17 protein-coding genes and 4 pseudogenes are annotated in these 25,368 nt (G+C 69.1%); 17 read left to right on the plus strand and 4 right to left on the minus strand.

Annotated features, from left to right (window positions below; genetic code table 11):
* Nucleotides 1-139 precede the first annotated feature (139 nt).
* The 17 genes and pseudogenes from typA to IF01_RS0132190 all read left to right on the plus strand — a co-directional run bounded on the left by typA (nucleotide 140) and on the right by IF01_RS0132190 (nucleotide 19,462).
* A complete protein-coding gene (gene typA, locus IF01_RS0132115) occupies nucleotides 140-2,008 on the plus strand; it encodes a translational GTPase TypA (RefSeq protein WP_030397120.1) in 1,869 nt (622 codons plus the stop codon).
* A gap of 441 nt (nucleotides 2,009-2,449) precedes the next feature.
* Nucleotides 2,450-3,908 (plus strand): annotated as a pseudogene (locus IF01_RS42630) (peptide ABC transporter substrate-binding protein).
* A 90-nt stretch (nucleotides 3,909-3,998) separates the two neighbouring features.
* Complete coding sequence (locus IF01_RS0132125) at nucleotides 3,999-4,943, plus strand: ABC transporter permease (RefSeq protein ID WP_030397121.1); 945 nt, start codon at nucleotides 3,999-4,001, stop codon at nucleotides 4,941-4,943.
* Nucleotides 4,936-5,877 carry an ABC transporter permease gene (locus IF01_RS0132130; protein ID WP_030397122.1) on the plus strand — a complete coding sequence of 314 codons (942 nt, stop codon included), beginning with the start codon at nucleotides 4,936-4,938 and terminating at the stop codon, nucleotides 5,875-5,877. Before IF01_RS0132125 ends, IF01_RS0132130 begins: the two co-directional genes overlap by 8 nt.
* A gap of 19 nt (nucleotides 5,878-5,896) precedes the next feature.
* Nucleotides 5,897-6,946: an ABC transporter ATP-binding protein gene (locus IF01_RS0132135; protein ID WP_030397123.1), complete on the plus strand. Its 1,050-nt coding sequence runs from the start codon at nucleotides 5,897-5,899 to the stop codon at nucleotides 6,944-6,946.
* A pseudogene (locus IF01_RS42635) lies at nucleotides 6,936-7,656 on the plus strand (oligopeptide/dipeptide ABC transporter ATP-binding protein); the annotation flags it as partial. The gene IF01_RS0132135 and the pseudogene IF01_RS42635, both read left to right, overlap by 11 nt.
* A 198-nt stretch (nucleotides 7,657-7,854) precedes the next feature.
* On the plus strand, nucleotides 7,855-9,480 hold the full coding sequence (locus tag IF01_RS0132145) for a peptide ABC transporter substrate-binding protein (RefSeq protein ID WP_030397124.1): 1,626 nt from the start codon (nucleotides 7,855-7,857) through the stop codon (nucleotides 9,478-9,480).
* An 85-nt stretch (nucleotides 9,481-9,565) separates the two neighbouring features.
* Nucleotides 9,566-10,492 (plus strand): ABC transporter permease, encoded by a 927-nt coding sequence (locus IF01_RS0132150; RefSeq protein WP_030397125.1) that lies wholly within the window; start codon nucleotides 9,566-9,568, stop codon nucleotides 10,490-10,492.
* 76 nt (nucleotides 10,493-10,568) lie between these two features.
* Entirely contained in the window at nucleotides 10,569-11,483 is a 915-nt protein-coding gene (locus IF01_RS0132155; protein WP_030397126.1) for an ABC transporter permease, read from the plus strand.
* 15 nt (nucleotides 11,484-11,498) lie between these two features.
* Nucleotides 11,499-12,551, plus strand: a complete 1,053-nt coding sequence (locus tag IF01_RS0132160) for an ABC transporter ATP-binding protein (RefSeq protein ID WP_030397127.1) — start codon at nucleotides 11,499-11,501, stop codon at nucleotides 12,549-12,551.
* Nucleotides 12,541-13,413 (plus strand): annotated as a pseudogene (locus IF01_RS42640) (oligopeptide/dipeptide ABC transporter ATP-binding protein). The gene IF01_RS0132160 and the pseudogene IF01_RS42640 overlap by 11 nt, the downstream one beginning before the upstream one ends.
* Before the next feature lie 450 nt (nucleotides 13,414-13,863).
* Nucleotides 13,864-14,187: pseudogene (locus IF01_RS51185) on the plus strand (ABC transporter substrate-binding protein); the annotation flags it as partial.
* A gap of 38 nt (nucleotides 14,188-14,225) precedes the next feature.
* A complete protein-coding gene (locus tag IF01_RS42645; RefSeq protein ID WP_279617281.1) occupies nucleotides 14,226-15,326 on the plus strand; it encodes a peptide ABC transporter substrate-binding protein in 1,101 nt (366 codons plus the stop codon).
* 93 nt (nucleotides 15,327-15,419) lie between these two features.
* A complete protein-coding gene (locus IF01_RS0132175) occupies nucleotides 15,420-16,364 on the plus strand; it encodes an ABC transporter permease (RefSeq protein WP_030397128.1) in 945 nt (314 codons plus the stop codon).
* A complete protein-coding gene (locus IF01_RS0132180) occupies nucleotides 16,357-17,340 on the plus strand; it encodes an ABC transporter permease (protein WP_078880495.1) in 984 nt (327 codons plus the stop codon). The genes IF01_RS0132175 and IF01_RS0132180 overlap by 8 nt, the downstream gene beginning before the upstream one ends.
* Nucleotides 17,341-17,355: 15 nt before the next feature.
* Nucleotides 17,356-18,450: an ABC transporter ATP-binding protein gene (locus IF01_RS0132185; RefSeq protein ID WP_167349785.1), complete on the plus strand. Its 1,095-nt coding sequence runs from the start codon at nucleotides 17,356-17,358 to the stop codon at nucleotides 18,448-18,450.
* Complete coding sequence (locus tag IF01_RS0132190) at nucleotides 18,443-19,462, plus strand: ABC transporter ATP-binding protein (protein ID WP_030397131.1); 1,020 nt, start codon at nucleotides 18,443-18,445, stop codon at nucleotides 19,460-19,462. The genes IF01_RS0132185 and IF01_RS0132190 overlap by 8 nt, the downstream gene beginning before the upstream one ends.
* 94 nt (nucleotides 19,463-19,556) lie before the next feature.
* Here the strand turns inward: IF01_RS0132190 and IF01_RS0132195 are convergent, their stop codons facing one another.
* From IF01_RS0132195 to mshB, 4 genes are all read right to left on the minus strand, one after another.
* Nucleotides 19,557-21,275 (minus strand): ABC transporter family substrate-binding protein, encoded by a 1,719-nt coding sequence (locus tag IF01_RS0132195; RefSeq protein WP_030397132.1) that lies wholly within the window; start codon nucleotides 21,273-21,275, stop codon nucleotides 19,557-19,559.
* A 114-nt stretch (nucleotides 21,276-21,389) separates the two neighbouring features.
* Nucleotides 21,390-23,723 (minus strand): peptidoglycan binding domain-containing protein, encoded by a 2,334-nt coding sequence (locus IF01_RS0132200; protein ID WP_030397133.1) that lies wholly within the window; start codon nucleotides 23,721-23,723, stop codon nucleotides 21,390-21,392.
* Between the two features lie 230 nt (nucleotides 23,724-23,953).
* Complete coding sequence (locus IF01_RS0132205; protein WP_244215691.1) at nucleotides 23,954-24,418, minus strand: DUF6113 family protein; 465 nt, start codon at nucleotides 24,416-24,418, stop codon at nucleotides 23,954-23,956.
* Nucleotides 24,415-25,341 (minus strand): N-acetyl-1-D-myo-inositol-2-amino-2-deoxy-alpha-D-glucopyranoside deacetylase, encoded by a 927-nt coding sequence (gene mshB / locus IF01_RS0132210; RefSeq protein ID WP_030397135.1) that lies wholly within the window; start codon nucleotides 25,339-25,341, stop codon nucleotides 24,415-24,417. Before mshB ends, IF01_RS0132205 begins: the two co-directional genes overlap by 4 nt.
* Nucleotides 25,342-25,368 lie beyond the last annotated feature (27 nt).

The raw sequence follows: 25,368 nt of genomic DNA on the forward strand, positions 1-25,368 counted from the left end.
GAGGAAGCCGTGGCATGTCCTGCCCGGCGGGTGGACCGGTAGTAGCAGGCGGAACGGGCGGCGGCGATCAACAGGGATCGCCGGTCGGCGTCACGCAGCCGGGCGCCGTAACCCACGATTCCGGGAGAATCCGCTCAGCATGCCCACGCGCAATGACATCCGCAACGTTGCCATCGTCGCTCACGTCGACCACGGCAAGACCACTCTGGTCGACGCCATGCTGAAGCAGGCCGGCGCCTTCGCCGCCCACCAGCACCTCGATGACCGGATGATGGACTCCAACGATCTGGAGCGCGAGAAGGGCATCACCATTCTCGCGAAGAACACCGCCGTCAAGTACCACCCCAAGGAGGGTGGCGCGCCGATCACGATCAACATCATCGACACCCCCGGCCACGCCGACTTCGGTGGTGAGGTCGAGCGCGGCCTGTCGATGGTCGACGCGGTCGTGCTGCTCGTCGACGCCTCCGAGGGCCCGCTGCCGCAGACCCGCTTCGTGCTCCGCAAGGCGCTGACGGCCAAGCTGCCGGTCATCCTCTGCATCAACAAGACCGACCGCCCGGACTCCCGGATCGACGAGGTCATCAACGAGACCTACGACCTCTTCCTGGACCTCGACGCCACCGAGGACCAGATCGAGTTCCCGATCGTCTACGCCTGTGCGCGTGACGGCGTCGCCTCGATGACCAAGCCGGAGAACGGCACCGTGCCGGCCGACAGCGACTCGCTGGAGCCGTTCTTCTCGACCATCCTGCAGCACGTGCCGGCCCCGATCTACGACGAGGACGCCCCGCTCCAGGCGCACGTCACCAACCTGGACGCCGACAACTTCCTCGGCCGCATCGCGCTCTGCCGCGTCGAGCAGGGCGAGCTGCGCAAGGGCCAGCAGGTCGCGTGGATGAAGCGGGACGGCTCGGTCCAGCAGGTCAAGATCACCGAGCTGCTGATGACCGAGGCGCTCACCCGCAAGCCGGCCGAGGTGGCCGGCCCCGGCGACATCTGTGCCGTCGCGGGCATCCCGGAGATCATGATCGGCGAGACCCTGGCCGACCTGGAGAACCCGGTCGCGCTGCCGCTCATCACGGTGGACGAGCCGGCCATCTCGATGGTCATCGGCACCAACACCTCGCCGCTGGTCGGCAAGGGCGGCAAGGGCCACAAGGTCACCGCCCGCATGGTGAAGGACCGCCTGGACCGCGAGCTGATCGGTAACGTCTCGCTCCGCGTGCTGCCGACCGAGCGTCCGGACGCCTGGGAGGTCCAGGGCCGTGGCGAGCTGGCGCTGGCCATCCTGGTCGAGACCATGCGCCGGGAGCTCTTCGAGCTGACCGTCGGCAAGCCGCAGGTCGTCACCAAGGTCATCAACGGCAAGACCCACGAGCCGGTCGAGCGGATGACCATCGACAGCCCCGAGGAGTACCTCGGCGCCATCACCCAGCTGATGGCGACCCGCAAGGGCCGTATGGAGACCATGACGAACCACGGCTCCGGCTGGGTCCGCATGGAGTTCATCGTCCCGTCGCGCGGCCTGATCGGCTTCCGGACCCAGTTCCTGACCGACACCCGCGGCACCGGCATCGCGCACAGCATCTTCGAGGGCCACGAGCCGTGGTTCGGCGAGCTGCGGATGCGCAACAACGGTTCGCTGGTGGCGGACCGCGCGGGCGTCGTGACGCCGTTCGCGATGATGGGCATCCAGGAGCGCGGCACGCTCTTCGTCGAGCCCACCACCGAGGTGTACGAGGGCATGATCGTCGGCGAGAACTCGCGTCAGGACGACATGGACATCAACATCACCAAGGAGAAGAAGCTCACCAACATGCGTGCCGCTTCCTCCGACACCACCGAGAACCTGGTGCCGCCGCGCAAGCTCTCGCTGGAGCAGTCGCTGGAGTTCTGCCGCGAGGACGAGTGCATCGAGGTGACCCCGGAGACCGTGCGTATCCGTAAGGTCGTCCTGGACCAGAAGGAGCGCGGGCGTACCGCTTCGCGCGCCAAGAAGGCCTGATTCCGGCCTTCTGAGCTTCTCCGGCCGTGCTTCGGCCGGAAACCGTCGCCCCCCTTTCCGATGGAGAGGGGGGCGAACTTTTTCAACAACTCGACGGTGCCGGCGCAGGTATAAACCGAATAGCGCTTACCACGTCAAGGTGTCCGCTGAGCGAACGTGACAGTCCGTCATTCATGACGACTGTCCGTTTGATGCCTGTCTGAGTATGTCTCTTATGTCCGATTTTCGAAACTTACCGACCGTTCATGTGACCTAATTGAGATCGGCAGTGGTCACTTTCGTGTCCATGGGTGACACATAGTGGGTGCAGTCAGGCTCGGGTCAAGGGTTAACGCGCAGGGGTGCGCGCCGAAACCACGAGCGCGGACGGCACAGCGGAGCGGTGACAACCGGCCGCGGTGCTCTCCTCGTTGGAAAGTCGAATTCAGGAGGCATCCCCCCATGCGTGGTGCAACCCAGACCAAGTGGCTCGTGGCAGCGACCGCGATCGCTCTCGCGGCGACCGCCTGCAGCACCAGCTCGAAGAGCACCGACAAGGCTGCCTCCGGCGGCGGCACCATCGCCGTCCAGCTCGGTGAGCCGCAGCACGGTCTGATCCCGCAGAACACCGCGGAGTCCGAGGGTGCCGAGGTGCTCGGCGCACTGTTCGCCGGCCTGATCGAGTACGACACCAAGACCAACGAGCCGAAGCTCCGCGTCGCCGAGTCGATCGAGTCTCCCGACAGCAAGCTGTGGACGATCAAGCTGAAGGACGGCTACACCTTCCACAACGGTGAGAAGGTCACCGCGCAGTCCTTCGTCGACGCGTGGAACTGGGGCGCCAACCAGGACCAACGCGTTCTACCCGCTGCCGAAGGCCTTCTTCCAGGACAAGAAGACCTTCGAAGAGGCCCCCATCGGCAACGGCCCGTTCCAGATGGACGGCAAGTGGGAGCACAACCAGCAGATCAAGGTCAAGCGCTACGACAACTTCCCGGCCTCTGACGGCAAGGCGAAGCTGCAGGGCGTCACCTTCAAGATCTACGACAAGCTGGAGACGGCGTACAACGACCTGCGCGCCGACAACATCCAGGCGACCGACAAGCTCCCGATCTCGGCCATGGGCACGGTCAAGGGCGAGTTCGGCGACCGCTACATCTACAAGCCGGAGTCCGGCGTCGGCTACATCGGCTTCCCGATCGCCACCAACCCGGCGACCTACGGCAAGCCGGAGGTCCGCAAGGCGATCTCGATGGCGATCGACCGCGAGGCGATCACCAAGACGATCTTCTCGGGCACCCGCGTCCCGGCCGACGACTTCGTCAACCCGCTGATCCCGGGCTACCGCAAGGGCGCCATGGGCGACGCGGCGAAGTACGACCCGACCAAGGCCAAGGCGCTCTGGGACTCCGTCGGTGGCGTCCCGAACAACACCATCGAGCTGGGTTACAACGCCGATGGTGGCCACAAGGAGTGGATCGAGGCCGTCGCCAACCAGCTGAAGAAGAACCTGGGCGTCGAGGTCACCACCAAGCCGTTCGAGAAGTTCGGCAAGATCCTGGACGCGCTGGGCGCCAAGCAGTACTCCGGTGCCTTCCGCATGGCGTGGTCGATGGACTACCCGTCGATCGAGAACTACGAGCGTCCGATCTTCTCGAAGGTCGCGATCGAGAACGGCTCGAACTACGGCGGCTACGTCAACGAGAAGTTCGAGGCGCTGCTGGACCAGGCCGACCAGGCGAAGAGCCCGGAGGAGGGCCTGAAGCTGTACCAGCAGGCCGATGACGTCCTCATCGAGGACCTGCCGTACATCCCGGTCTACACCTACATGTCGTCCGCGGCGTACAGCAAGAAGATCAAGAACTTCGACACCGACGCCCAGGGTCGTATGAACCTGGACGAGGTCGAGCTCGCCGGCTGATCCGGTTAATCAGACGAACGGGGGCGGGCGGACCGGACTACAGTCCGGGTCCTCCCGCCTCCCTTCCTTGTCCGAAAGTGTGGAGGTCTGATGGGCCGCTATGTGATCCGCCGACTGATACAGGCGATCCCTGTTCTGATCGGTGCGACGTTCCTGATCTACTGGCTGTGCTTCAGCCTGCCTGGTGACCCGGTACAGGCGTTGGCCGGCGAGAAGAAGGCCGACCCGATCGTGGCGGAGATGATCCGCCAGAAGTACCACCTGAACGACCCGTTCCTGCTCCAGTACTGGAACTACATCACGGGCGTCTTCCAGGGGAACCTGGGTGAGAGCCTGACCGGTCGCCAGGTGAGCGACATGATCAGCGAGGCGTTCCCGTTCACCGTCAACCTCGCCATCGTGGCTTTTGTCATCGAGGCGATCATCGGTGTGCTGGCGGGCGTCATGGCGGCCCTGCGCAAGGGCAAGTTCCTGGACCAGCTGGTCCTCATCAGCACGCTGTTCGTGATCTCGATCCCGGTCTTCGTCACCGGCTTCGTGCTCCAGCTCGTCCTCGGCGTCAAGTTGAAGAACGACTACGGCATCGAGATCTTCTCCGTCTCGTTCAATGAGGAAGACGGGCTGCGGGGCTACCTGCTGCCGGCCTTCGTGCTGGCCTCGACCTCACTCGCGTACGTCGCCCGACTGACCCGCACCAGCCTGATGGAGACCATGCGCGCGGACTACGTCCGCACCGCGGTCGCCAAGGGTCTGAAGAAGCGCCGGGTCATCGGTCGGCACGCCCTGCGCAACGCCCTGATCCCGATCGTCACCTTCCTCGGTGCCGACCTCGGCGGTCTGATGGGCGGCGCGGTCATCACCGAGAAGATCTTCAACATTCACGGCATCGGCGGTCTGCTCGCCCAGGCCGTGTACCAGAAGCAGGGCACCATCATCGTCGGCGTCGTCACGCTGCTGGTGATGATCTACCTGATCACCACCCTGCTCGTGGACATGCTGTACGCCGTGCTCGACCCGAGGATCCGCTATGAGTGACACGATCACCAAGGGTGCCGAGGCCCCCTCCGGGGACAACACCCCCAAGGTCTCGACGGAGAAGAAGCAGAAGCCGGAGCGCGTCGCCAGCCTCTGGTCGGACGCTCTGCGCGACCTGCGCCGCAACCCGATCTTCATCATCGGTGCCGCGCTGGTGTCGTTCCTGATCATCCTGGCCGTCGTGCCGGGCTGGTTCACGGACGGGAGCCCGTTCGACAACAACGCGTGCGACCTGGCCGACTCGCTGAAGCGCCCGAGCGCCGAGCACTGGTTCGGCTTCGACGTCCAGGGCTGCGACATCTACACCCGCACGGTGTGGGGTGCCCGCAACTCGATCATCGTCGGTGTCCTGACGACCTCGATGGTCACCCTGGTCGGTGCCCTCCTCGGCCTGCTGGCCGGCTGGAAGGGCGGGATCGTCGACTCGATCCTGTCCCGCTTCACCGAGATCTTCTTCTCGATCCCGCTGCTGCTCGGCGGCATGCTGATCATGTCGATGCTCGGCAAGGGCAACGCCTGGACCGTCTCGGTCGTCATGACCGTGCTCGGCTGGCCGCAGATCTTCCGCATCATGCGCGCCTCGGTGCTGGCCAACAAGAACAACGACTACGTGATGGCCGCCCGCGCCCTCGGCGCCGGCGCCGGCCGGATCACCTTCCGGCACATCCTGCCGAACGCCATCGCGCCGGTGATCGTCGTGTCCGCGATCTCGCTGGGTGTCTACATCGGCGCCGAGGCCGCCCTGTCCTACCTGGGCATCGGCGTCCAACCCCCGGAGATCTCCTGGGGCCTGATGATCAGTGACGCGTCGGTCCGCTTCCTCGACGCGCCGCACGTCCTGCTCTTCCCGTCGGCCGTACTGAGCGTCACCGTACTGGCCTTCATCATGCTCGGCGACGCGGTCCGCGACGCCCTCGACCCGAAGCTCCGCTGAGAGAAGAGGTGACGACCCGATGACCACCGTGATCGAGAAGAACCAGAAGAACGGCCGCCTGGAGGTTGGCACCCCGCTGCTGGAGGTCAAGGACCTCCACGTGGAGTTCCACACTCGGGACGGCGTCGCCAAGGCCGTGAACGGAGTCAACTACTCCGTCGCCGCCGGTGAGACGCTGGCCGTGCTCGGCGAGTCGGGCTCCGGCAAGTCGGTGACCGCCCAGACCATCATGGGCATCCTCGACATGCCGCCGGGCAAGATCAGCCAGGGCCAGATCCTCTTCCGCGGGCAGGACATGCTCGCGATGAGCGAGGAGGACCGCCGGCAGATCCGCGGCCAGAAGATCGCGATGATCTTCCAGGACGCGCTGTCCTCGCTGAACCCGGTGATGACCGTCGGCGCCCAGCTCGGCGAGATGTTCCGGGTGCACCGCGGCTCCTCCAAGAAGGAGGCGCGGGAGAAGGCCATCGAGCTGATGGAGCGGGTGCGCATCCCCGCCGCCAGGCAGCGTGTGGGTGACTACCCGCACCAGTTCTCGGGCGGTATGCGCCAGCGCATCATGATCGCCATGGCGCTCTCCATGGAGCCGGACCTGATCATCGCGGACGAGCCCACCACCGCCCTGGACGTCACCGTCCAGGCCCAGGTGATGGACCTCCTCGCGGAGCTGCAGGCCGAGTACAACATGGGTCTGATCCTGATCACCCACGACCTCGGCGTGGTCGCCGACGTCGCGGACAAGATCGCCGTGATGTACGCCGGCCGGATCGTGGAGACCGCCCCGGTGCACGAGCTGTACGCCAACCCGGCGCACCCGTACACCAAGGGCCTGCTCCGCTCGATCCCGCGCCTGGACCAGAAGGGCCAGGAGCTGTACGCGATCAAGGGCCTGCCCCCGAACCTGCTCAAGGTCCCGGCCGGCTGCGCGTTCAACCCCCGCTGTGACGTCGCCACCGACCTGTGCCGCACGGAGATCCCCAAGCTGCACCAGGTGAGCGACAAGGACGGCAAGGAGCTCACGGGCCGCCGCAGCGCGTGCCACCTCTGGAAGGAGACCCTCCATGGCTGAGCCCATCCTGGAGGTCAAGGACCTGGTCAAGCACTACCCGCTGACCCAGGGCATCCTGTTCAAGAAGCAGGTCGGCGCCGTCAAGGCCGTCGACGGTGTCTCCTTCGAGCTGGCGAAGGGCGAGACGCTCGGTATCGTCGGCGAGTCCGGCTGCGGCAAGTCCACGCTGGCCAAGGTGCTGATGAACCTGGAGCGGGCCACCTCCGGCCAGGTCCTGTTCAAGGGCGAGGACATCTCCAAGCTGTCCGGCGCCGGCCTCAAGGCCGTCCGCCGGAACATCCAGATGGTGTTCCAGGACCCGTACACCTCGCTGAACCCGCGCATGACGGTCCATCGCCCACGACCTCTCCATCGTCCGGCACATCTCCGACCGCGTCGGCGTGATGTACCTCGGCAAGATGGTCGAGATCGGCACGGACGAGGAGATCTACGAGAACGCCACCCACCCGTACACCCAGGCGCTGCTGTCCGCGGTGCCGGTGCCGGACCCGGCGGCCCGTGAGTCCCGCGACCGGATCATCCTGACCGGTGACATCCCGTCGCCGGCCAACCCGCCGTCCGGCTGCCGCTTCCGCACCCGCTGCTGGAAGGCGGAGGAGCGCTGCTCGACCGAGGTCCCGCTGCTGGCGGTGCCCGAGGTGCTGAGCGGTGCGGCCAAGCACGAGTCGGCGTGCCACTTCGCCGCCGTCCGGGAGCCGGCCGCGGCCTGAGCCCGCGTCCGACCCCGCCCGGAGGGGCCCGTAGCCGTTCGCGGCACGGGCCCCTCCGGCGTTTCCCGGCCCGGGCCGGACGGGGCGTCAACCGGGCGCGGCGGTCGTGCACCCGTCCGGGGGTACCCGACTCGCGCCGCCACGGTGCCGCGCTTCTCATGGGGTGTGATGCGTCACACACCTTGAGGAGGGACCTCCATGCCCGTGGCCACCCGTGCTCGATGGGTCCTCGCCGCAGCGACGTCCGTGGCCCTGGTGGCCAGCGGCTGCAGCAGCAGTGGCGGGGGCGGCAGCAGCGGTTCGTCGGACAGCGCCAAGACCTTCAGTTACCAGAGCAGCGAGCCGCAGAATCCGCTGCAGCCGGCCAACGCCAACGAGACCGGCGGCGGGCGCATCATCCAGAACCTCTTCAAGGGGCTGGTCGACTACGACCCCTCGAACGCGAAGATCCGGATGCAGGTCGCGGACAAGATCGACACCAGTGACTCGCAGACCTTCAACATCACGCTGAAGGACGGCTGGACGTTCCACGACGGCACCCCGGTGCACGCCAAGAACTTCGTGGACGCCTGGAACTGGGCCGCGACCACCGCCAACAACCAGATCAACAGCTCCTGGTTCTCCGACATCGAGGGCTACCAGGACGTCCACCCGGCGAGCGGCCAGCCGGCCACCAACAAGATGTCCGGGCTCACCGTCGTCGACGACCTGCACTTCACCGTCAAGCTGAGCGGCAAGGTCTCGTACTTCGAGTACAAGCTCGGCTACATCGCCTTCTCCCCGCTGCCGGACGCCTTCTTCAACGACCCGGCCGGGTACGGGCAGAAGCCGGTCGGCAACGGCCCCTACCAGTTCGTCAGCTGGGACCACAACCAGCAGCTGACCACCAAGGCCTACGCGAACTACCAGGGCGTCGACAAGCCGAAGAACGGCGGCGTCGTCTTCAAGATGTACAGCACCGCCGAGGCAGCCTACGCCGACCTCCAGTCCAACAACCTGGACGTGATGGACCAGGTGCCGCCCTCCGCCCTGGCCACCTACAAGACCGACCTGGGCGACCGGGCCATCGACTCGCCCCAGGGTGCCATCCAGAACATCGGCTTCACGCTCTACCAGGCGGACTGGGCCGCCCCGGACAAGGCGAAGGTCCGTCAGGGCCTGTCGATGGCGATCGACCGCGACACCATCACCAAGACGGTGCTCCAGGGCTCGCGCAAGCCGGCCACCGCCTGGGTGGCCGAGGGCGTCGAGGGCTACAAGGACGGCCAGTGCGGCCAGTTCTGCACGTTCAACGCGGCCCAGGCCAAGCAGCTGGTCACCGAGGGCGGCGGCGTCCCCGGCAACCGGCTGACCATCACCTACAACGCCGACGGCGGCCACAAGGAGTGGGTCGACGCGGTCTGCAACTCGATCCGGCAGAGCACCGGCGTGGACTGCGTGGGCGACCCCAGGCCCGACTTCAAGACCGCCCGCGCGGCGATCACCGGGCACCAGATCAACGGCGCCTTCCGCACCGGCTGGGTCCAGGACTACCCGCTGAACGCCAACTTCCTGGCCGACGTCTACCGCACCGGCGCCGCGTCCAACGACTTCGGCTACAGCAACCCGCAGTTCGACCAGCTCTCCACCCAGGCCGACCAGGCCGCCAGCGTGGCCGACTCGGTGACCGGCTACCAGCAGGCCGAGGCCGTGCTGGCCAGTGGCATGCCGGCCATCCCGCTCTGGTACTACCGCACCAACTCGGGCTACTCCACCAAGGTCCAGAACGTGAAGTTCGACTCCTTCGGCAACCCGGCCTGGACCCAGGTCGAGGTCAAGGGCTGACGAGCTCCCCCGCGCAGGCCCCGCCCTTCCCGCACGGAGGGCGGGGCCCCGGGCACTCGATCACATCCCTAGGAAGGAGGCTCGAATGGGCAGTTATGTGCTGCGGCGGGTGCTGCAGATGATCCCGGTGTTCTTCGGCACCACGCTGCTGATCTTCCTGATGGTCTACACGCTGCCGGGCGACCCGGTCTCGGCGCTGTTCGGGGACAAGGCCGCGGACCCCGCCGTGGTGGCCAGCATCAAGCACAAGTACTACCTGGACCAGCCGATCTGGAAGCAGTACCTGCACTACATGGGGAACCTCTTCCAGGGGGACTTCGGCACCAGCTTCACCGGCCGCCCGGTCAGCGACATCATGGCGGACGCCTTCCCGGTCACCATCCGGCTGGCCCTGATGGCCTTCGCCTTCGAGCTGGTCTTCGGTCTGCTGCTCGGCCTGGTCTCCGGCCTCAAGCGCGGCAGCATCCAGGACACCCTGGTGCTGGTGCTCACCCTGCTGGTGATCTCCATCCCGGTCTTCGTGCTGGCCTACATCGCCCAGACGGTCTTCGCCACCAATCTGGGCTGGGTCACCCCGACGGTGCAGAACTCCAAGGACCTCTCGCAGCTGATCCTCCCCGCCGTCGTGCTGGGCTCGCTCTCGCTCGCGTTCGTCGCCCGGCTCACCCGGACCTCGATCGGGGAGAACCTGCGGGCCGACTACATGCGCACGGCGGTCGCCAAGGGCCTGCCCCGGCGCACCATCGTCACCCGTCACCTGCTGCGCAACTCGCTGATCCCGGTGGTCACCTTCCTCGGCACCGACCTCGGCGCACTGATGGGCGGCGCGATCGTGACCGAGGGGATCTTCAACGTGCAGGGCATCGGCAACGTCCTGTACCGGGCGATCAACCAGAAGGAGGGGCCCACCGTGGTCGGCATCGTCACCGTGCTGGTGATCGTCTACCTGGTGGCCTCCCTCGTCGTCGACCTGCTCTACGCGGTCCTGGACCCGAGGATCCGCTATGCCTGACATCCACGACGAGAGTTCCTTCGAGCGGCACCCGAAGCCGGGGGTGGACCACCTGGACTACGCCGGTGAGCAGGGCATGGCGGTCGAGCAAGAGACCCTGGTCGAGCCGGACCCGGAGAAGCGGGAAGAGGCCCGCAGCCTCTGGGGCGACGCCTGGCGGGACCTCCGGCGGCGCCCGATCTTCCTGATCTCGGCGGTGCTGATCCTGCTGCTGATCGTGATGGCGATCTTCCCCGGGGCGTTCACCGACGCCGACCCGCGCAAGGCCGACCTGGTGAACGACTACCTGAAGCGGCCGGACTGGACGGATTTCTTCGGCGCGGGCTGGTTCGGCTACGACGGCCAGGGCCGCTCGATCTACGCCCGGGTCGTCTACGGCGCCCGGGCCTCGATCACCGTCGGCATCTTCGTGACCGCCATCGTCACCCTGCTCGGCGGGCTGTGCGGCATGGTGGCCGGCTACTTCGGCGGCCCGGTGGACGCGCTGCTCTCCCGGATCATCGACATCTTCTTCGGCATCCCGCTGCTGCTCGGCGCGCTGGTCCTGCTGAACGCCTTCTCCACCCGCACGGTGTGGACCGTGGTCGTCGCGCTCGGTGTGCTGGGCTGGACCCAGATCGCCCGGGTCATGCGCGGCGCGGTGCTGACCGTCAAACAGGCCGACTACGTGATGGCCGGGAGGGCGCTCGGCGCCGGCACCGGACGGCTGATGTTCCGGCACATCCTGCCGAACGCGGTCGCCCCGGTGATCGTGGTGGCGACCATCGCGCTCGGCGGCTACATCGCCACCGAGGCGACGCTGAGCTTCCTCGGCATCGGCCTGCAGGACCCGACCATCTCCTGGGGCATCGACATCTCCTCGGCCCAGAAGGTGATCCGGACGGCGCCCTACGTGCTCTTCTTCCCGGCCGCGGCGCTCTCCATCACCGTCCTGGCCTTCATCATGCTGGGCGACGCGGTGCGCGACGCCCTCGACCCGAAGCTTCGCTGAGCGAGGGGACGCATCGTGACCACAGCAGTCGACACCGGCACCTCCCGCCGGGAGGCACCGTACGAGGGCCCGTTGCTCGACGTCCGCGACCTGCACGTCGAGTTCGTCACCCGGGACGGCGTGGCCAAGGCCGTGAACGGGGTGAGCTACTCGGTGGCGGCGGGGGAGACGCTGGCGGTGCTCGGCGAGTCCGGTTCGGGCAAGTCGGTGACCGCGCAGGCGATCATGGGCATCCTGGACATGCCGCCGGCCCGGATCCCCCGCGGCGAGATCCGCTTCCGCGGCGAGGACATGCTGGGGATGGACAAGGAGCGGCGGCGCCGGATCCGCGGGCAGAAGATCGCGATGATCTTCCAGGACGCGCTGTCCTCGCTCAACCCGGTGCTGACCGTGGGCTTCCAGCTCGGCGAGATGTTCCGCGCCCACCACAAGAGTTCGCGCAAGGAGGCCAAGGAGAAGGCCGTCGAGCTGATGGAGCGGGTGCGCATCCCGGCCGCCAAGGACCGGGTCAACGACTATCCGCACCAGTTCTCGGGCGGTATGCGCCAGCGCATCATGATCGCGATGGCGCTGGCGCTGGAGCCGGACCTGATCATCGCGGACGAGCCCACCACCGCCCTGGACGTCACCGTCCAGGCCCAGGTGATGGACCTGCTCGCGGAGCTCCAGGCCGAGTTCAACATGGGTCTGATCCTGATCACCCACGACCTGGGCGTGGTCGCGGACGTCGCGGACAAGATCGCGGTGATGTACGCCGGTCGGATCGTGGAGACGGCGCCCGTGCACGAGCTGTACGCGCGCCCGGCGCATCCGTACACCCGGGGACTGCTGGACTCGATCCCGCGCCTGGACCAGAAGGGCCAGGAGCTGTACGCGATCAAGGGCCTGCCGCCCAACCTGCTGCGGATCCCGCCGGGCTGTGCCTTCAATCCGCGCTGTCCGCGGGCCCAGGCGGTCTGCCGGCAGGAGGTGCCGGAGCTGTTCCCGGTCACCGAGGACGACGGCACCGAGCTGGCCGGGCGGGGCAGCGCCTGCTTCTTCTGGAAGGAGACCCTCCATGACCGTTGACGGGGCCGGCGCACTCGACGACGGGGCCGGCGCACTCGACTCGCCGGCGGAGGCCGCCTTCGCCCAGGAGGTGGCGAGCGGCGAGCCGATCCTCGAGGTCCGCGATCTGATCAAGCACTTCCCGCTCACCAAGGGCATTCTGTTCAAGAAGCAGATCGGCGCGGTGAAGGCGGTCGACGGGGTCTCCTTCGACCTCATGCAGGGCGAGACGCTGGGTATCGTATCTCCAAGCTGTCCGGCGCCGGCCTCAAGGCCGTCCGCCGGAACATCCAGATGGTGTTCCAGGACCCGTACACCTCGCTGAACCCGCGCATGACGGTCGGCGACATCATCGGGGAGCCCTTCGAGATCCACCCCGAGGTGGCGCCCAAGGGCGACCGCCGCAAGGCGGTCCAGGACCTGCTGGACGTCGTCGGTCTGAACCCGGAGTACATCAACCGGTACCCGCACCAGTTCTCCGGCGGTCAGCGCCAGCGCATCGGCATCGCCCGCGGCCTGGCCCTCAAGCCCGAGATCATCATCTGCGACGAGCCGGTCTCGGCGCTGGACGTCTCGGTCCAGGCCCAGGTGATCAACCTGCTGGAGCAGCTCCAGGCTGTCCGCGGTGCCGGTGCCGGACCCGGCGGCGCGCGAGGTCCGGGACCGGATCGTGCTGACGGGGGACGTGCCCTCGCCGGCCAACCCGCCGTCCGGCTGCCGCTTCCGCACCCGCTGCTGGCTGGCCCAGGAGCGGTGCGCGACGGAGGTGCCGCTGCTGGCGGTGCCGTCGACGCTGTCCGGGCTCGCCGCGCACGAGTCGGCCTGCCACTTCGCGGCCGAGCGCGGGGGGACGGCCCCGAGCGAGCGGTCGGAAAGCGGTTGACAGCGGCCCCCTGCCCCGTCGACTGAGCGCGTCCTCCTTCTGGAGGGCGCGCTCCCTTTTTGTCCACCCGCCGACCTGCGGGAATTCCGGCGGATGCCGACGGGTGATCATCGAAATTGATCATTACGCTTCGTAAATATTCGAATACCGGTGTTATCGGTTCGCTATTCGGAAAGCGGAACCGACGACTCCGCGCGCGATATGGCGGAATTTGCCGAGTATTGTCATGGCTTGATCCCGGCCTGTAATTGAAAAGAGATGTGACGGCGATTCCACCGAAGGGGTCGGGTGATCGATAGTTGCTCTGCGCGTATCAGTGGTCACCTCGCCGGCTGTGCGGATCGGCCCTGAGATGTCGACCCCCGCCGTGCGCGGCACACCGACTGGCGGGGCGCCGTTCGTTCCCAAGCCCCTAAAACGAGGAGCAGTTGAATGAGGCTCACCAAGACGATGCGCTGGACCGCGCTGGCCGCGTGCACCGCGCTCGCGATCTCCGCGTGCACCACCGGCAGCGGCAAGAAGGCCTCGGACGGGGCGAACGCGTCGGGCAAGAAGGGCGGCTCGATCAGCATCGAGTCGGGTGAGCCGCAGCACGGTCTGATCCCGCAGAACACCGCGGAGTCCGAGGGTGCCCAGGTGCTGGCGCAGGTCTTCGCCGGCCTGGTCGAGTACGACCGCAAGACGAACGAGCCGGGCCTGCGGGTCGCGGAGTCGATCGACACCCCCGACAGCAAGGTCTGGACGATCAAGCTGAAGGACGGCTACACCTTCCACAACGGTGAGAAGGTCACCGCGCAGTCCTTCGTCGACGCGTGGAACTGGGGCGCCAACCAGGACTGCTGGGTTACACCGCGTTCTACCCGCTGCCGAAGGCCTTCTTCCAGGACAAGAAGGCCTTCGAGGAGTCCCCGATCGGCAACGGCCCGTTCCAGATGGACGGGAAGTGGGAGCACAACCAGCAGATCAAGGTCAAGCGCTACGAGAACTTCCCGGAGGCGGACGGAAAGGCCAAGCTGGATTCCGTCACGTTCAAGATTTACGACAAGCTGGAAACAGCGTACAACGACCTCCGGGCCAACAACATCCAGATCACCAACAAGCTCCCGATCTCGGCGATGGCGACCGTCGCCCAGGAATTCGGTGACCGTTACATCTACAAGCCGGAGTCCGGCGTCGGCTTCATCGGTTTCCCGATCGCGACCAACCCGGTCGCGTACGGCAAGCCGGAGGTCCGCAAGGCGATCTCGATGGCGATCGACCGCGAGGCGATCACCAAGACCATCTTCTCGGGCACCCGCGTCCCGGCCGACGACTTCATCAGCCCGATCATCCCGGGCTACCGCAAGGGCGCCATGGGCGACGCGGCGAAGTACGACCCGGCCAAGGCCAAGGCGCTCTGGGACTCGGTCGGCGGCGTCCCGAACAACACCATCGAGCTGGGTTACAACGCCGACGGCGGCCACAAGGAGTGGATGGAGGCGGTCGGCAACCAGCTGAAGAAGAACCTGGGCGTCGAGGTCACCTTCAAGCCGTTCGAGAAGTTCGGCAAGATCCTGGACGCGCTGGGCGCCAAGCAGTACTCCGGCGCCTTCCGGATGGCCTGGCAGATGGACTACCCGTCCATGGAGAACTACCTGCGGCCGATCTTCTCCAAGGTCGCGATCGAGAACGGCTCCAACTACGGCGGCTACGTCAACGAGCAGTTCGAGGCGCTGCTGGACCAGGCCGACCAGGCGAAGTCGGTGGAGGACGGCCAGAAGCTGTACCAGCAGGCCGACGACATCCTGATCAAGGAACTGCCGTACATCCCGGTCTACACCTACATGACCTCGGCGGCCTACACCAAGACCGTCAAGAACGTGGTCGTGGACGCCCAGAACCGCATCGACCTCGCCAACGTCGAGCTGGCCTGACCTCCGTCCAGTCCGAACGGCACGCCGGCGCGGGCGGCACGGGCAACCCCCGTGCCGCCCGGCACCGGCGTGCCCCGATCATGAGGAGACCGCATGGGCCGCTATGTGGTCCGCCGGATCATCCAGGCCATACCTGTGATCCTCGGCGCGACGTTCCTGATCTACGCACTGGTCTTCCTGCTTCCTGGTGACCCCATCGCGGCACTGGCCGGTGAGAAGAGGCAGGACCCCGCCGTCGTGGCCGTCCTGCGGGACCGGTACCACCTCGACGACCCGTTCTTCGTGCAGTACTGGGACTACCTGACCGGCCTGTTCAAGGGCGACTTCGGCGAGGACTACCGGGGCAACCAGGTGGTCGACGTGATGCAGCGGGCCTTCCCGTACACCATCAACCTGGCGTTCGTCGCCCTGGCCATCGAGATGGCGGTGGGTGTCACCGCCGGCGTGGTCGCCGCCCTGCGGCGCGGCAAGTTCATCGACAACGTGGTGCTGATCTCGACCCTCATGGTCATCTCGATCCCGGTCTTCGTGATCGGCTTCGTGCTCCAACTGGTCATCGGGGTGAAGCTCAACACCGATTACGGCATCGACTTCTTCCCGGTCTCCTTCAACGAGGAGGCCGGTTTCCGTTCGTACCTGCTGCCCGGCTACGTCCTGGCCTCGACGTCACTGGCGTACGTCGCCCGGCTCACCAGGACCAGCCTGATCGAGGTCATGCGGGCCGACTACGTCCGGACGGCGGTGGCCAAGGGGCTCAGCCCGCTGCGGGTGGTGGTCCGGCACGGTCTGCGCAACGCGCTGATCCCGATCGTCACCTTCCTGGGCATGGACCTCGGCGGCCTGATGGGCGGCGCGGTCATCACCGAGGGCATCTTCAACATCCCCGGCGTCGGACACCAGCTCTTCCAGTCCGTCTACCTGCGGGAACGCACCATCGTCGTGGGCATCGTGAGCGCCCTGGTGATGGTCTACCTGTTCGCCAACCTGGTGGTCGACCTGCTGTACGCCGTCCTGGACCCGAGGATCCGCTATGAGTGAGCCGACGAAGAGCGAGAACACGGGCGCGGCGATCCCGGGGCAGTCCGGCTCCGGTCCGGCCGCGGGCGGTCCGGCCGCCGCGACCGCCAAGGGCTCCGGCGCGCCGGACGCCGGGGGCGAACGGGTCGCCAGCCTCTGGACCGACGCCTGGACGGACCTGCGGCGCAGCCCGCTGTTCCTGATCGGCGGGTTCCTGGTGCTGTTCATGGTCGTCCTCGCGATCGCCCCGCAGCTGTTCACCGACGGGGACCCGCGCGCCGGCGGCTTCTGCAACCTGGCCGACTCGCTGAAGCGGCCCAGTGGTTCGCACTGGTTCGGCTTCGACGTCCAGGGCTGCGACATCTACACCCGCACCATCTGGGGCGCCCGCAACTCCATCATCGTCGGCATGGTGACCACCACGCTGGTGGTCCTGGTCGGCGGCAGCCTCGGCCTGTGGGCCGGCTGGATCGGCGGGATCGGGGACAGCGTGCTCTCCCGGGTCACCGAGATCTTCTTCGCGATCCCGCTGCTGCTCGGCGGCATGCTGATCATGTCCACCTGGGGCGAGGGCAACGCCTGGACCGTCTCCGCGGTGATGGCCGTGCTCGGCTGGCCGCAGATCTACCGGCTGATGCGCTCGGCGGTACTGGCCAACAAGCACAACGACTACGTGGTGGCCGCCCGGGCGCTCGGGGCGGGCACCGGCCGGATCGTCGGCCGGCACATCCTGCCGAACGCCGTCGCCCCGGTGATCGTGGTCTCCACGATCAACCTGGGCGTGTACATCGGCGCCGAGGCCGCGCTGTCCTACCTGGGCATCGGCATCCAGTCCCCGGCGATCTCCTGGGGCCTGATGATCAGTGACGCCCAGGCCCGCTTCCTGAACGCCCCGCACGTGCTGCTGTTCCCGGCCGCGGTGCTGAGCGTCACCGTCCTGGCCTTCATCATGCTCGGCGACGCGGTGCGCGACGCCCTCGACCCGAAGCTGCGCTGAGGAGGGCCGCGGACCATGACTGACATGACGAAACCGGCGAGGGACGGCGCCGGGCCGGGCCCGGACGCGGTGCAGGTGATCGGCGGGGGCCGGGAGAGCCTGGTGCCCGGCACGCCCCTGCTGGAGGTCGACGACCTGCACATCAAGTTCCACACCCGGGACGGCGTGGCCAAGGCCGTCAACGGGGTGAGCTACTCGGTGGCGGCGGGGGAGACACTGGCGGTGCTCGGCGAGTCCGGTTCGGGCAAGTCGGTGACCGCGCAGGCGATCATGGGCATCCTCGACATGCCGCCGGGAAAGATCACCAAGGGCTCGATCCGGTTCCGGGGCGAGGACCTGCTCACCATGAGCCCCAAGGCGCGGCGGGCGGTGCGGGGGCGGAAGATCGCGATGATCTTCCAGGACGCGCTGTCCTCGCTCAACCCGGTGCTCAGCGTCGGCTACCAGCTCGGCGAGATGTTCCGGGTGCACCAGGGCGCCGGTCGCAAGGAGGCCAAGGAGAAGGCCGTCGAGCTGATGGAGCGGGTGCGCATCCCCGCCGCCAGGCAGCGCGTCGGCGACTATCCGCACCAGTTCTCGGGCGGTATGCGCCAGCGCATCATGATCGCGATGGCGCTGGCTCTGGAGCCGGACCTGATCATCGCGGACGAGCCCACCACCGCTCTGGACGTCACCGTCCAGGCCCAGGTGATGGACCTGCTGGCCGAGCTCCAGGCCGAGTTCAACATGGGTCTGATCCTGATCACCCACGACCTCGGCGTGGTCGCCGACGTCGCGGACAAGATCGCGGTGATGTACGCCGGCCGGATCGTCGAGACCGCCCCGGTGCACGAGCTGTACGCCCGCCCGGCGCACCCGTACACCAAGGGCCTGCTCAACTCGATCCCCCGGCTGGACCAGAAGGGCCAGAACCTCTACGCGATCCAGGGCCTGCCGCCGAGCCTGCTGCGGATCCCGTCGGGGTGCGCGTTCAACCCGCGCTGCGACCGGGTCCAGGACGTCTGCCACACCGAACTCCCGCGCCTGGTCCCGGTGCTGGACGCCGAGGGGGCCGATCTGCCGGGCCGCCGCAGCGCCTGCCACTTCTGGAAGGAGACCCTCCATGGCTGAGCCCATCCTGGAGGTCAAGGACCTGGTCAAGCACTACCCGCTGACCCAGGGCATCGTCCTCAAGAAGCAGGTCGGCGCGGTGCGGGCGGTGGACGGCGTCTCCTTCTCGCTGACCAAGGGCGAGACGCTGGGCATCGTCGGCGAGTCCGGCTGCGGCAAGTCCACGCTGGCCAAGGTCCTGATGAACCTGGAGAAGGCGACCTCGGGCCAGGTGCTGTTCAAGGGCGAGGACATCACCCGGCTCTCCGGCGCCGGGCTGAAGGCGGTGCGCCGGAACATCCAGATGGTGTTCCAGGACCCGTACACCTCGCTGAACCCGCGGATGACGGTCGGCGACATCATCGGGGAGCCGTTCGAGATCCACCCGGAGGTGGCGCCCAAGGGCGACCGCCGCCGGGCGGTCCAGGACCTGCTGGACGTGGTGGGTCTGAACCCGGAGTACATCAACCGGTACCCGCACCAGTTCTCCGGCGGTCAGCGCCAGCGCATCGGCATCGCCCGCGGCCTGGCGCTCAAGCCGGAGCTGATCATCTGCGACGAGCCGGTCTCGGCGCTGGACGTCTCGGTCCAGGCCCAGGTGATCAACCTGCTGGAGCAGCTGCAGAACGAGTTCCGGCTGTCGTACATGTTCATCGCGCACGACCTCTCGATCGTCCGGCACATCTCCGACCGGGTCGGGGTGATGTACCTCGGCAAGATGGTCGAGATCGGCACGGAGGAGCAGATCTACTCCCACCCGACCCATCCCTACACCCAGGCGCTGCTGTCCGCGGTGCCGGTGCCCGACCCGACCGGGCGCGAGCACCGCGAGCGGATCCTGCTCAGCGGTGACATCCCCTCCCCGGCCAACCCGCCGTCCGGCTGCCGCTTCCGCACCCGCTGCTGGAAGGCGGAGGAGCGCTGCTCGACCGAGGTCCCGCTGCTGGCCGTGCCGTCGACGCTGCGCGGGCCGGCCGCGCACGAGTCGGCCTGCCACTTCGCGGAGGTTCGGGACGTGATCGGTTCGGGCTGACCGCGTCCGGCACCGCACCCGGGGCCCCGGAGTCCGTCGCGACTCCGGGGCCCTTCCGGCTGCCGGGCCCAGGAATTGCCGGACGGCCCCTGGGTCACTTCTGGAAGCCGACGTTCTCCCAGACGATGTCGGACAGGCCCTGGGCGCCGATGTTGGCGAGGTCGGCGCGGCTCCCGTACAGCTGCGGGCGCTGGTAGAGCGGCAGCACCCCGGCCACCTTCCACAGCTCGGCGTCGGCCTGGTTGATGGCCTCGAAGGCGCCGGCCGCGTCGCCCGCGGCGGAGGCCCGGTCGAGTGCGGCGTCGACGGCGGGACTGCCGGACTGGGAGTGGTTGGTGCCCCCGTTCTGGACGAAGTTGGCCCGGTTGCCGCTGGCCGGGAACGGCGTGCCGAGCAGCGAGTAGGCGGCGATGTCGAAGTCCCGCCGGTTGACGTACTTGTCGAAGTACTCGTTGGGGTTGGCGGTGACCGTGGTGACCTTCACCCCGACGTCCTTGAGCATGCCGGTGGCGACGGCGGCCTCGTTCTGGGCCTGGGTGACCCCGGCCGGGATGACCAGCCGCAGATTGAGCTCCTTGCCGTCCTTGCGGCGGACGTCGCCGTCGAGCTTCCAGCCGGCCGCGTCCAGCTTGCGGACCGCCTCGGCCGGGTCGTAGCGGCTGAGGCCGAGGGAGTTGTCCCGGTAGGCGTTCTGGTTGGCCACCAGCAGGTGGTTGTTGAGGGTGACGGTGGGCCAGTCGAGCCCGGCCAGGTCGGAGCGGGCGATGACGTCCCGGTTGATCGCCTGGAACAGGGCCTGGCGGACGGACGGGTCGGTGAGCGCGGGGCTGCGCCCGTTCAGGGTGAACTGGCGGAAGTCGGGCCCGCCGGCCCGGCGGACGGCGGCACCGGGGGTGCTGCGGATCAGCTGGTAGCCGGCCACGTCCGGGCCGTTGTTGAACAGGTCGATCTCGCCCTTGTTGAAGGCGGCGGCCATCGTGTTGGGCAGCATCGCGCGGAAGACGATCCGGTCCAGCAGCGGCTTGTCGCCCCACCAGGCCGGGTCGGCGACCAGGGTGACGGTCTGCGCCGCCCGGTCCATCCGCTCCACCTTGAACGGGCCCGCGGTGACCGGGATGGCGTCCAGGTAGGAGGTGTTGAAGAGCTCGGGGGTGGAGATCCGGCTCGCGGGCAGCAGCGGGGCGTTGGCGGCCCCGTTGAACATCGACTGCCACTCGGAGAACGGCCGCTCGAAGGTCATCACGGCCTGGAAGTCGTCCTTGCCGCGCTCGACCGCCGAGACCAGCTCGAAGCCGGTGCTGCTGGCCGACCGGTAGGCCGGGTCCTTGCCGTTCAGCGCCCGCCAGTTGGCCTCGATGTCGCGCCAGGTGATCGGGGCGCCGTCGGACCAGCGGGCCTTCGGGTTGAGCGTCCAGACCACCACCTGCCGACCGTCCCGCTGCTCGCTGCGGGCGTCCTGGAGGTAGGCCGGGTTGGGGGTCTGGGTGCCGGCCGCGTCGGAGCGGAAGAAGGTCGGCAGCAGCGGCTTGGTGACGGCGATGGTGGAGGACTCGCCGCCGTCGGTCTGGACCGGCGACCACTGGGTGGAGTACTGGGCCACCGCGACCCGCAGGGTGCCGCCCTGGCGCAGCTCGGCGCGCTCGTGCGGATTGATGTCGACGGCGGTGAGCTTGGGCGTCTCGACCGAGCTCGGGAGGGCCCGGGCGTCGGAACCGGGGCCGTTGCCGGGGCCGCAGGAACAGAGCGTCAGCGACAGCGAGACGGCGGTGAGACCGGCGAGCAGGGCCGTGCGGTGGTACAGGGGGCGGCCCATGGTGGTTCTCCCGGGACGGATGCGGCGGACGAGGACGTCACATCTTGCTGACCGGGGAGCGGAGTTGTCGAGGGGCGGGCCCGGATCCGGACCCGCCCCCCGATAACGGTTCGATCAGACCGGGAACTTGAAGGTCCGGTCCCTGTCGCCGCTCTTGTCGAACAGCGCGGTCACCTGGTCCGCGACGTCCTGCGGGGTGATCGGGACGAGCTGGCCGTTCTTCTTCGTCTTCACCTTGTCGAAGGCGCCGGCGAGCTGGCGGTTCAGCGCGTCGAGGTCCCACTTCGGCACGAGCTTGCCGTTGGCGTCCGGGACGAGGGTGAGCGCCGCGGCCGCGGTCTTCGGGCCGAAGTCGAACCTCTTGGTGCCGGCCATGATGTGGATCTGGCCGTTCGTCACCGACTTGCCGAGGGTGTCCGCCGCGCCCTGGAGGGCCTGCGGGGAGGTCTTCGGCTGGGCGGCCGTGACGGCCAGGGCGACGGGCTGCTCCGACTTGCCCGCGGCGCGGTCGCGGTAGGCCGTGTCGACCAGGTCGACGGCGGCGGCGGAGTCCACGGCCTGGCCGGCCTTGCCCGGGACGACGACGGCGTCGCCGTTCTCGGCGAACTTGACGTAGCCCTCCTGGAGCCCCTGGCCGGAGCCGCCGGCCAGCGCCTCCAACGCGGACTTGAGCTTCGCCCGGTCGACCTTGACCTCCGGCGGGACGGCCTTCTCGTTGCCCTTGAGCGACTTGAGGACGTCCACCGGGTTGTAGGAGTGCTGGGTGAGCCGGTCCACGGTGGCCGTGGTGTCGAAGGCCAGTCCGGCGGCGGTCGGGTCGAGGTCCACGGTCTGCTCGCCGACCTTCAGCTTGACCGGCTGCTGGCCGGCCTTGCCGACGCTCTCGTCGAGCTGGTGGATGGCCTGGTCGCGGTTGCTGCCGCCGATGTCGGTGCCGAGCACCACGGTGCCCTTGGGGATGTCGGACTGGTTCAGCATCAGCCCGGTGCCGTAGGCGGCGGCGCCGAGGAAGGCCACGCCGACGACCGCGTAGGTGGTCAGCTTGACCAGCTTCTTGGCGGCGCTCGGCCGGGGCTTGGCGGCCGCGGCGGGCTTGGCGGCCGGCGCGGGCTTCGGGGCGGACGGGCCGTCCGCCGCCGGTGCGGCGGGCGGTGCGGAGTCCGCGCCGCCGGGCTGCGAGTGGGCCTGGGAGGCGCCGGGGTGCGGGCCGGCGGGTGCCCCCATGGCGTCGGGGACGCCGGGGAAGAGGCTGCCGGGCGCCGGGGCGCCGTGCGGGCCGGCCGCCGGCGGGCGCTGGGCGGCGAACGGGTCGGCGCCGGCCGGGGCGGAGGCGAACAGGCCGGGCTGCGGGCCGCCGCCCGGGGCGGCCGGTCCGGCGGGGGCCCCGGGTATGGGGCCGGCCGGGGTGTTCTCGCGGATCGGCGCGAAGCCGTCGACCGAGGTGTCCTCGGGGTCCGCGGTGCCGGGCCCGGCGGGGGCCTGGCGGCCCCGGCCCTGGGGGGCGCCGCCGGGCAGGCCGGGGCCCGGGGCGAACGGGTCCGCACCGGGGTTGAACGGGGCGGCGCCGGGGTTGTGGAACTGGTCGGCCGGGCCGCCGGTGCCGAAGGGATCGGCCGGGGCGCCGGGCGCGAACGGGTCGGCGGGGCCGCCGGTGCCGAACGGGTCGACCGGGGCGTCCGCGTAGACGCCGGCCTCGTCGGCGGGCAGCTCGCCGCCGGCGCCGTACGGACTGGCGGGCGCGCCGGTCGGACGCGGACCGGGGGCCTGCGCCTGGGCCTGGGCGGGCACCGGGCGGCCGTTGGCACGGGCCGCGGCGGGGCGCTCGGTCTGCGGGCGGCCGCCCTCGGGGCGGGCGCCGTTCGGCCGGGCGGTGCCGCGCTGGGCAGCGGCGGGTGCCGCGGCCGCCGTCGCGGCGGCGGGAGCGGGAGCGCCGGCCGGCACCGCGGCCGGGGCGGAGCCCTCGCCGGGAGCGGCCTTCTTCTGCCGGGGGCGGAACCAGGCGCCGGTGGACTCGGCCTCGGAGGTGGCCGGCGGGATCTGCCACTCCGGCGGCAGGTCCGGCGGGGTGGAGCGGCCGCCGCCGTCCATCACGCCGAGCACCGGGGAGGCGGGCGCGGCGGACCGGTGGCGGGGCCCGGCCGGCTCGGCGGCGGGCGCGGGGGCCTCCTCGCCGGGGCCGTCCTCGTTCTTGACCGTGCTGCGCACCACCACCGGCGGGATCGGACGCGAGCCGGGGATGTTGATCCGGACGCGGGTGGTGAGGGTGGTCTCGGTCTTCGGGCTGTCGTCCTCGCCCTCCGGAGCCGAGCCCTTGGCGGCGGCGCCGGCACCCGCGCGGTCGCCGCCGGGGAAACCCGGTGTGCCGTAGGGCGGGGTGCCCGACGGGTAGGCGTCCGGTCCCGTGCGCCGAGGCGTCGGGTGGGCGTTGTCAGATTCGCGGCTGCTCAATGCTGCTCTGCTCCGGGTTCGCGGGCCGGGCCGTGCGGCGCGACCGCGGTTGTCGGCGCCGGACCAGGCGGGCGGCGTCGGGTACGGCGTTCTGCGGCACCACCATACTGGGAAGAACCGGCCGGTGAACCGGTTCGGACAGATCCCGATACGTCCGGTTCCTCCGGTATGAGAGTACGACCGGACGGTCTTGACTGCCCGTCGTACCGGCCACCGTACGCGGGTCCCCCTCAGGGGCGGCGCGGCGGCCCCGGAACGCCGGGGAACCAGCTGGTCCGGGTCGGCAGGGTGGCACAGATCACGCCCAGGATCGAGCCGACGAACAGCCAGCAGAGCGACGTGGCATTGGTCCAGAGCACGTTGTCCCCCTCCGGGCGGGGCACCATCACCAGCAGCAGGGCCAGGAACCAGCCGGCCGCCGGGATCCCCGCGCCGAGCCGGGTGCCGGTCACCCGCAGGCCGCCGTAGAAGGTCGCGGCGGTGGCGGCGAGCGCCAGCAGGACTCCCACGGGCGGCCACAAGGCCTGCACAAATGCTCCGCAGATCGACACCGCGGTGCCCAGCAGGAAGAACAGGACATAAGCCGCGATCCGTGCCGTGCGCGGGGGCTGGGACTCCTTCAGCCGCTCCTCCCGGCTGCCCAGCAGCGCCGCCGGGATCGAACGGCGCGCGGGCCGGGCGTCGGTCGCGGTCATCGGACGGGCTCCTCGGAGGTGGCGGTGGGGGCCTCGGCGCCGGCGGGGTCCTCGGTGCCGGCGAAGAGGTCGTCCTCCGGCAGCCGCGACCCGGCCCGGCCGCGTGCCAGCTGGTAGTACTCGGTGGCGAGCAGCGGCTGGCCGAGGTCGTTGGAGAGCGCGAAGAACGCGCCGTCCACGGTGATCTGGGTGGCGTGCGCGGCCATCGCGGCGGCCTTGCGGCCGGTGTACGCGGTGCCGTCCAGCACGGTGGTGACCAGTTCGTCGGCCACCACCCCGGGGACGTCGGCGGCCTGTGCCACGCCCGGGAACGGCGCCTTCTCGGCGGTCTCGGCGAGACCCCGCTCGATGACCGACCGGGGCACCCGGTTCCAGTAGACCTTGGCGATCCGCCAGGCCGGGCCGAGGTCGGGCCGGTGGGCCGGGTCGGCGGCCAGCTCGTACGCGCGCATCGCGACCCGGTGCGCCTGGATGTGGTCGGGGTGCCCGTAGCCGCCGTCCTCGTCATAGGTGACCAGCACCTGCGGGCGCACCTCCCGGACCACCGCGGCCAGCCGGTCGGCGGCCTCGTCCACGTCGGCCCGCCAGAAGCAGCCGGGCACGTCGTTGTCGGGCACGCCCATCATCCCGGAGTCGCGGTAGCGCCCCGGGCCGCCGAGGAAGCGGAAGTCGGTGACCCCGAGCTCGGCCATCGCCCGCGTCAGCTCGCCGATCCGGTGGGCGCCGAGGGCGTCCTCCCGATCGGCCGTCAGGTGGGCCAGCTCGGGCGGGATCACCTCGCCGCCCTCGCCGAGGGTGCAGGTCACCAGGGTGACGTGGGCGCCCTCGGCGGCGTACCGGGCCATCGTGGCGCCGTTGTTGATCGACTCGTCGTCGGGGTGCGCGTGCACCAGGAGCAGGCGGCGTCCGGTAGTCGCGGTCATAGGAGGAAGCCTAGCCACCGCACGGTG

It is taken from the genome of Kitasatospora purpeofusca (assembly GCF_000718025.1).
Classification (GTDB): Bacteria; Actinomycetota; Actinomycetes; order Streptomycetales; family Streptomycetaceae; genus Kitasatospora; species Kitasatospora purpeofusca.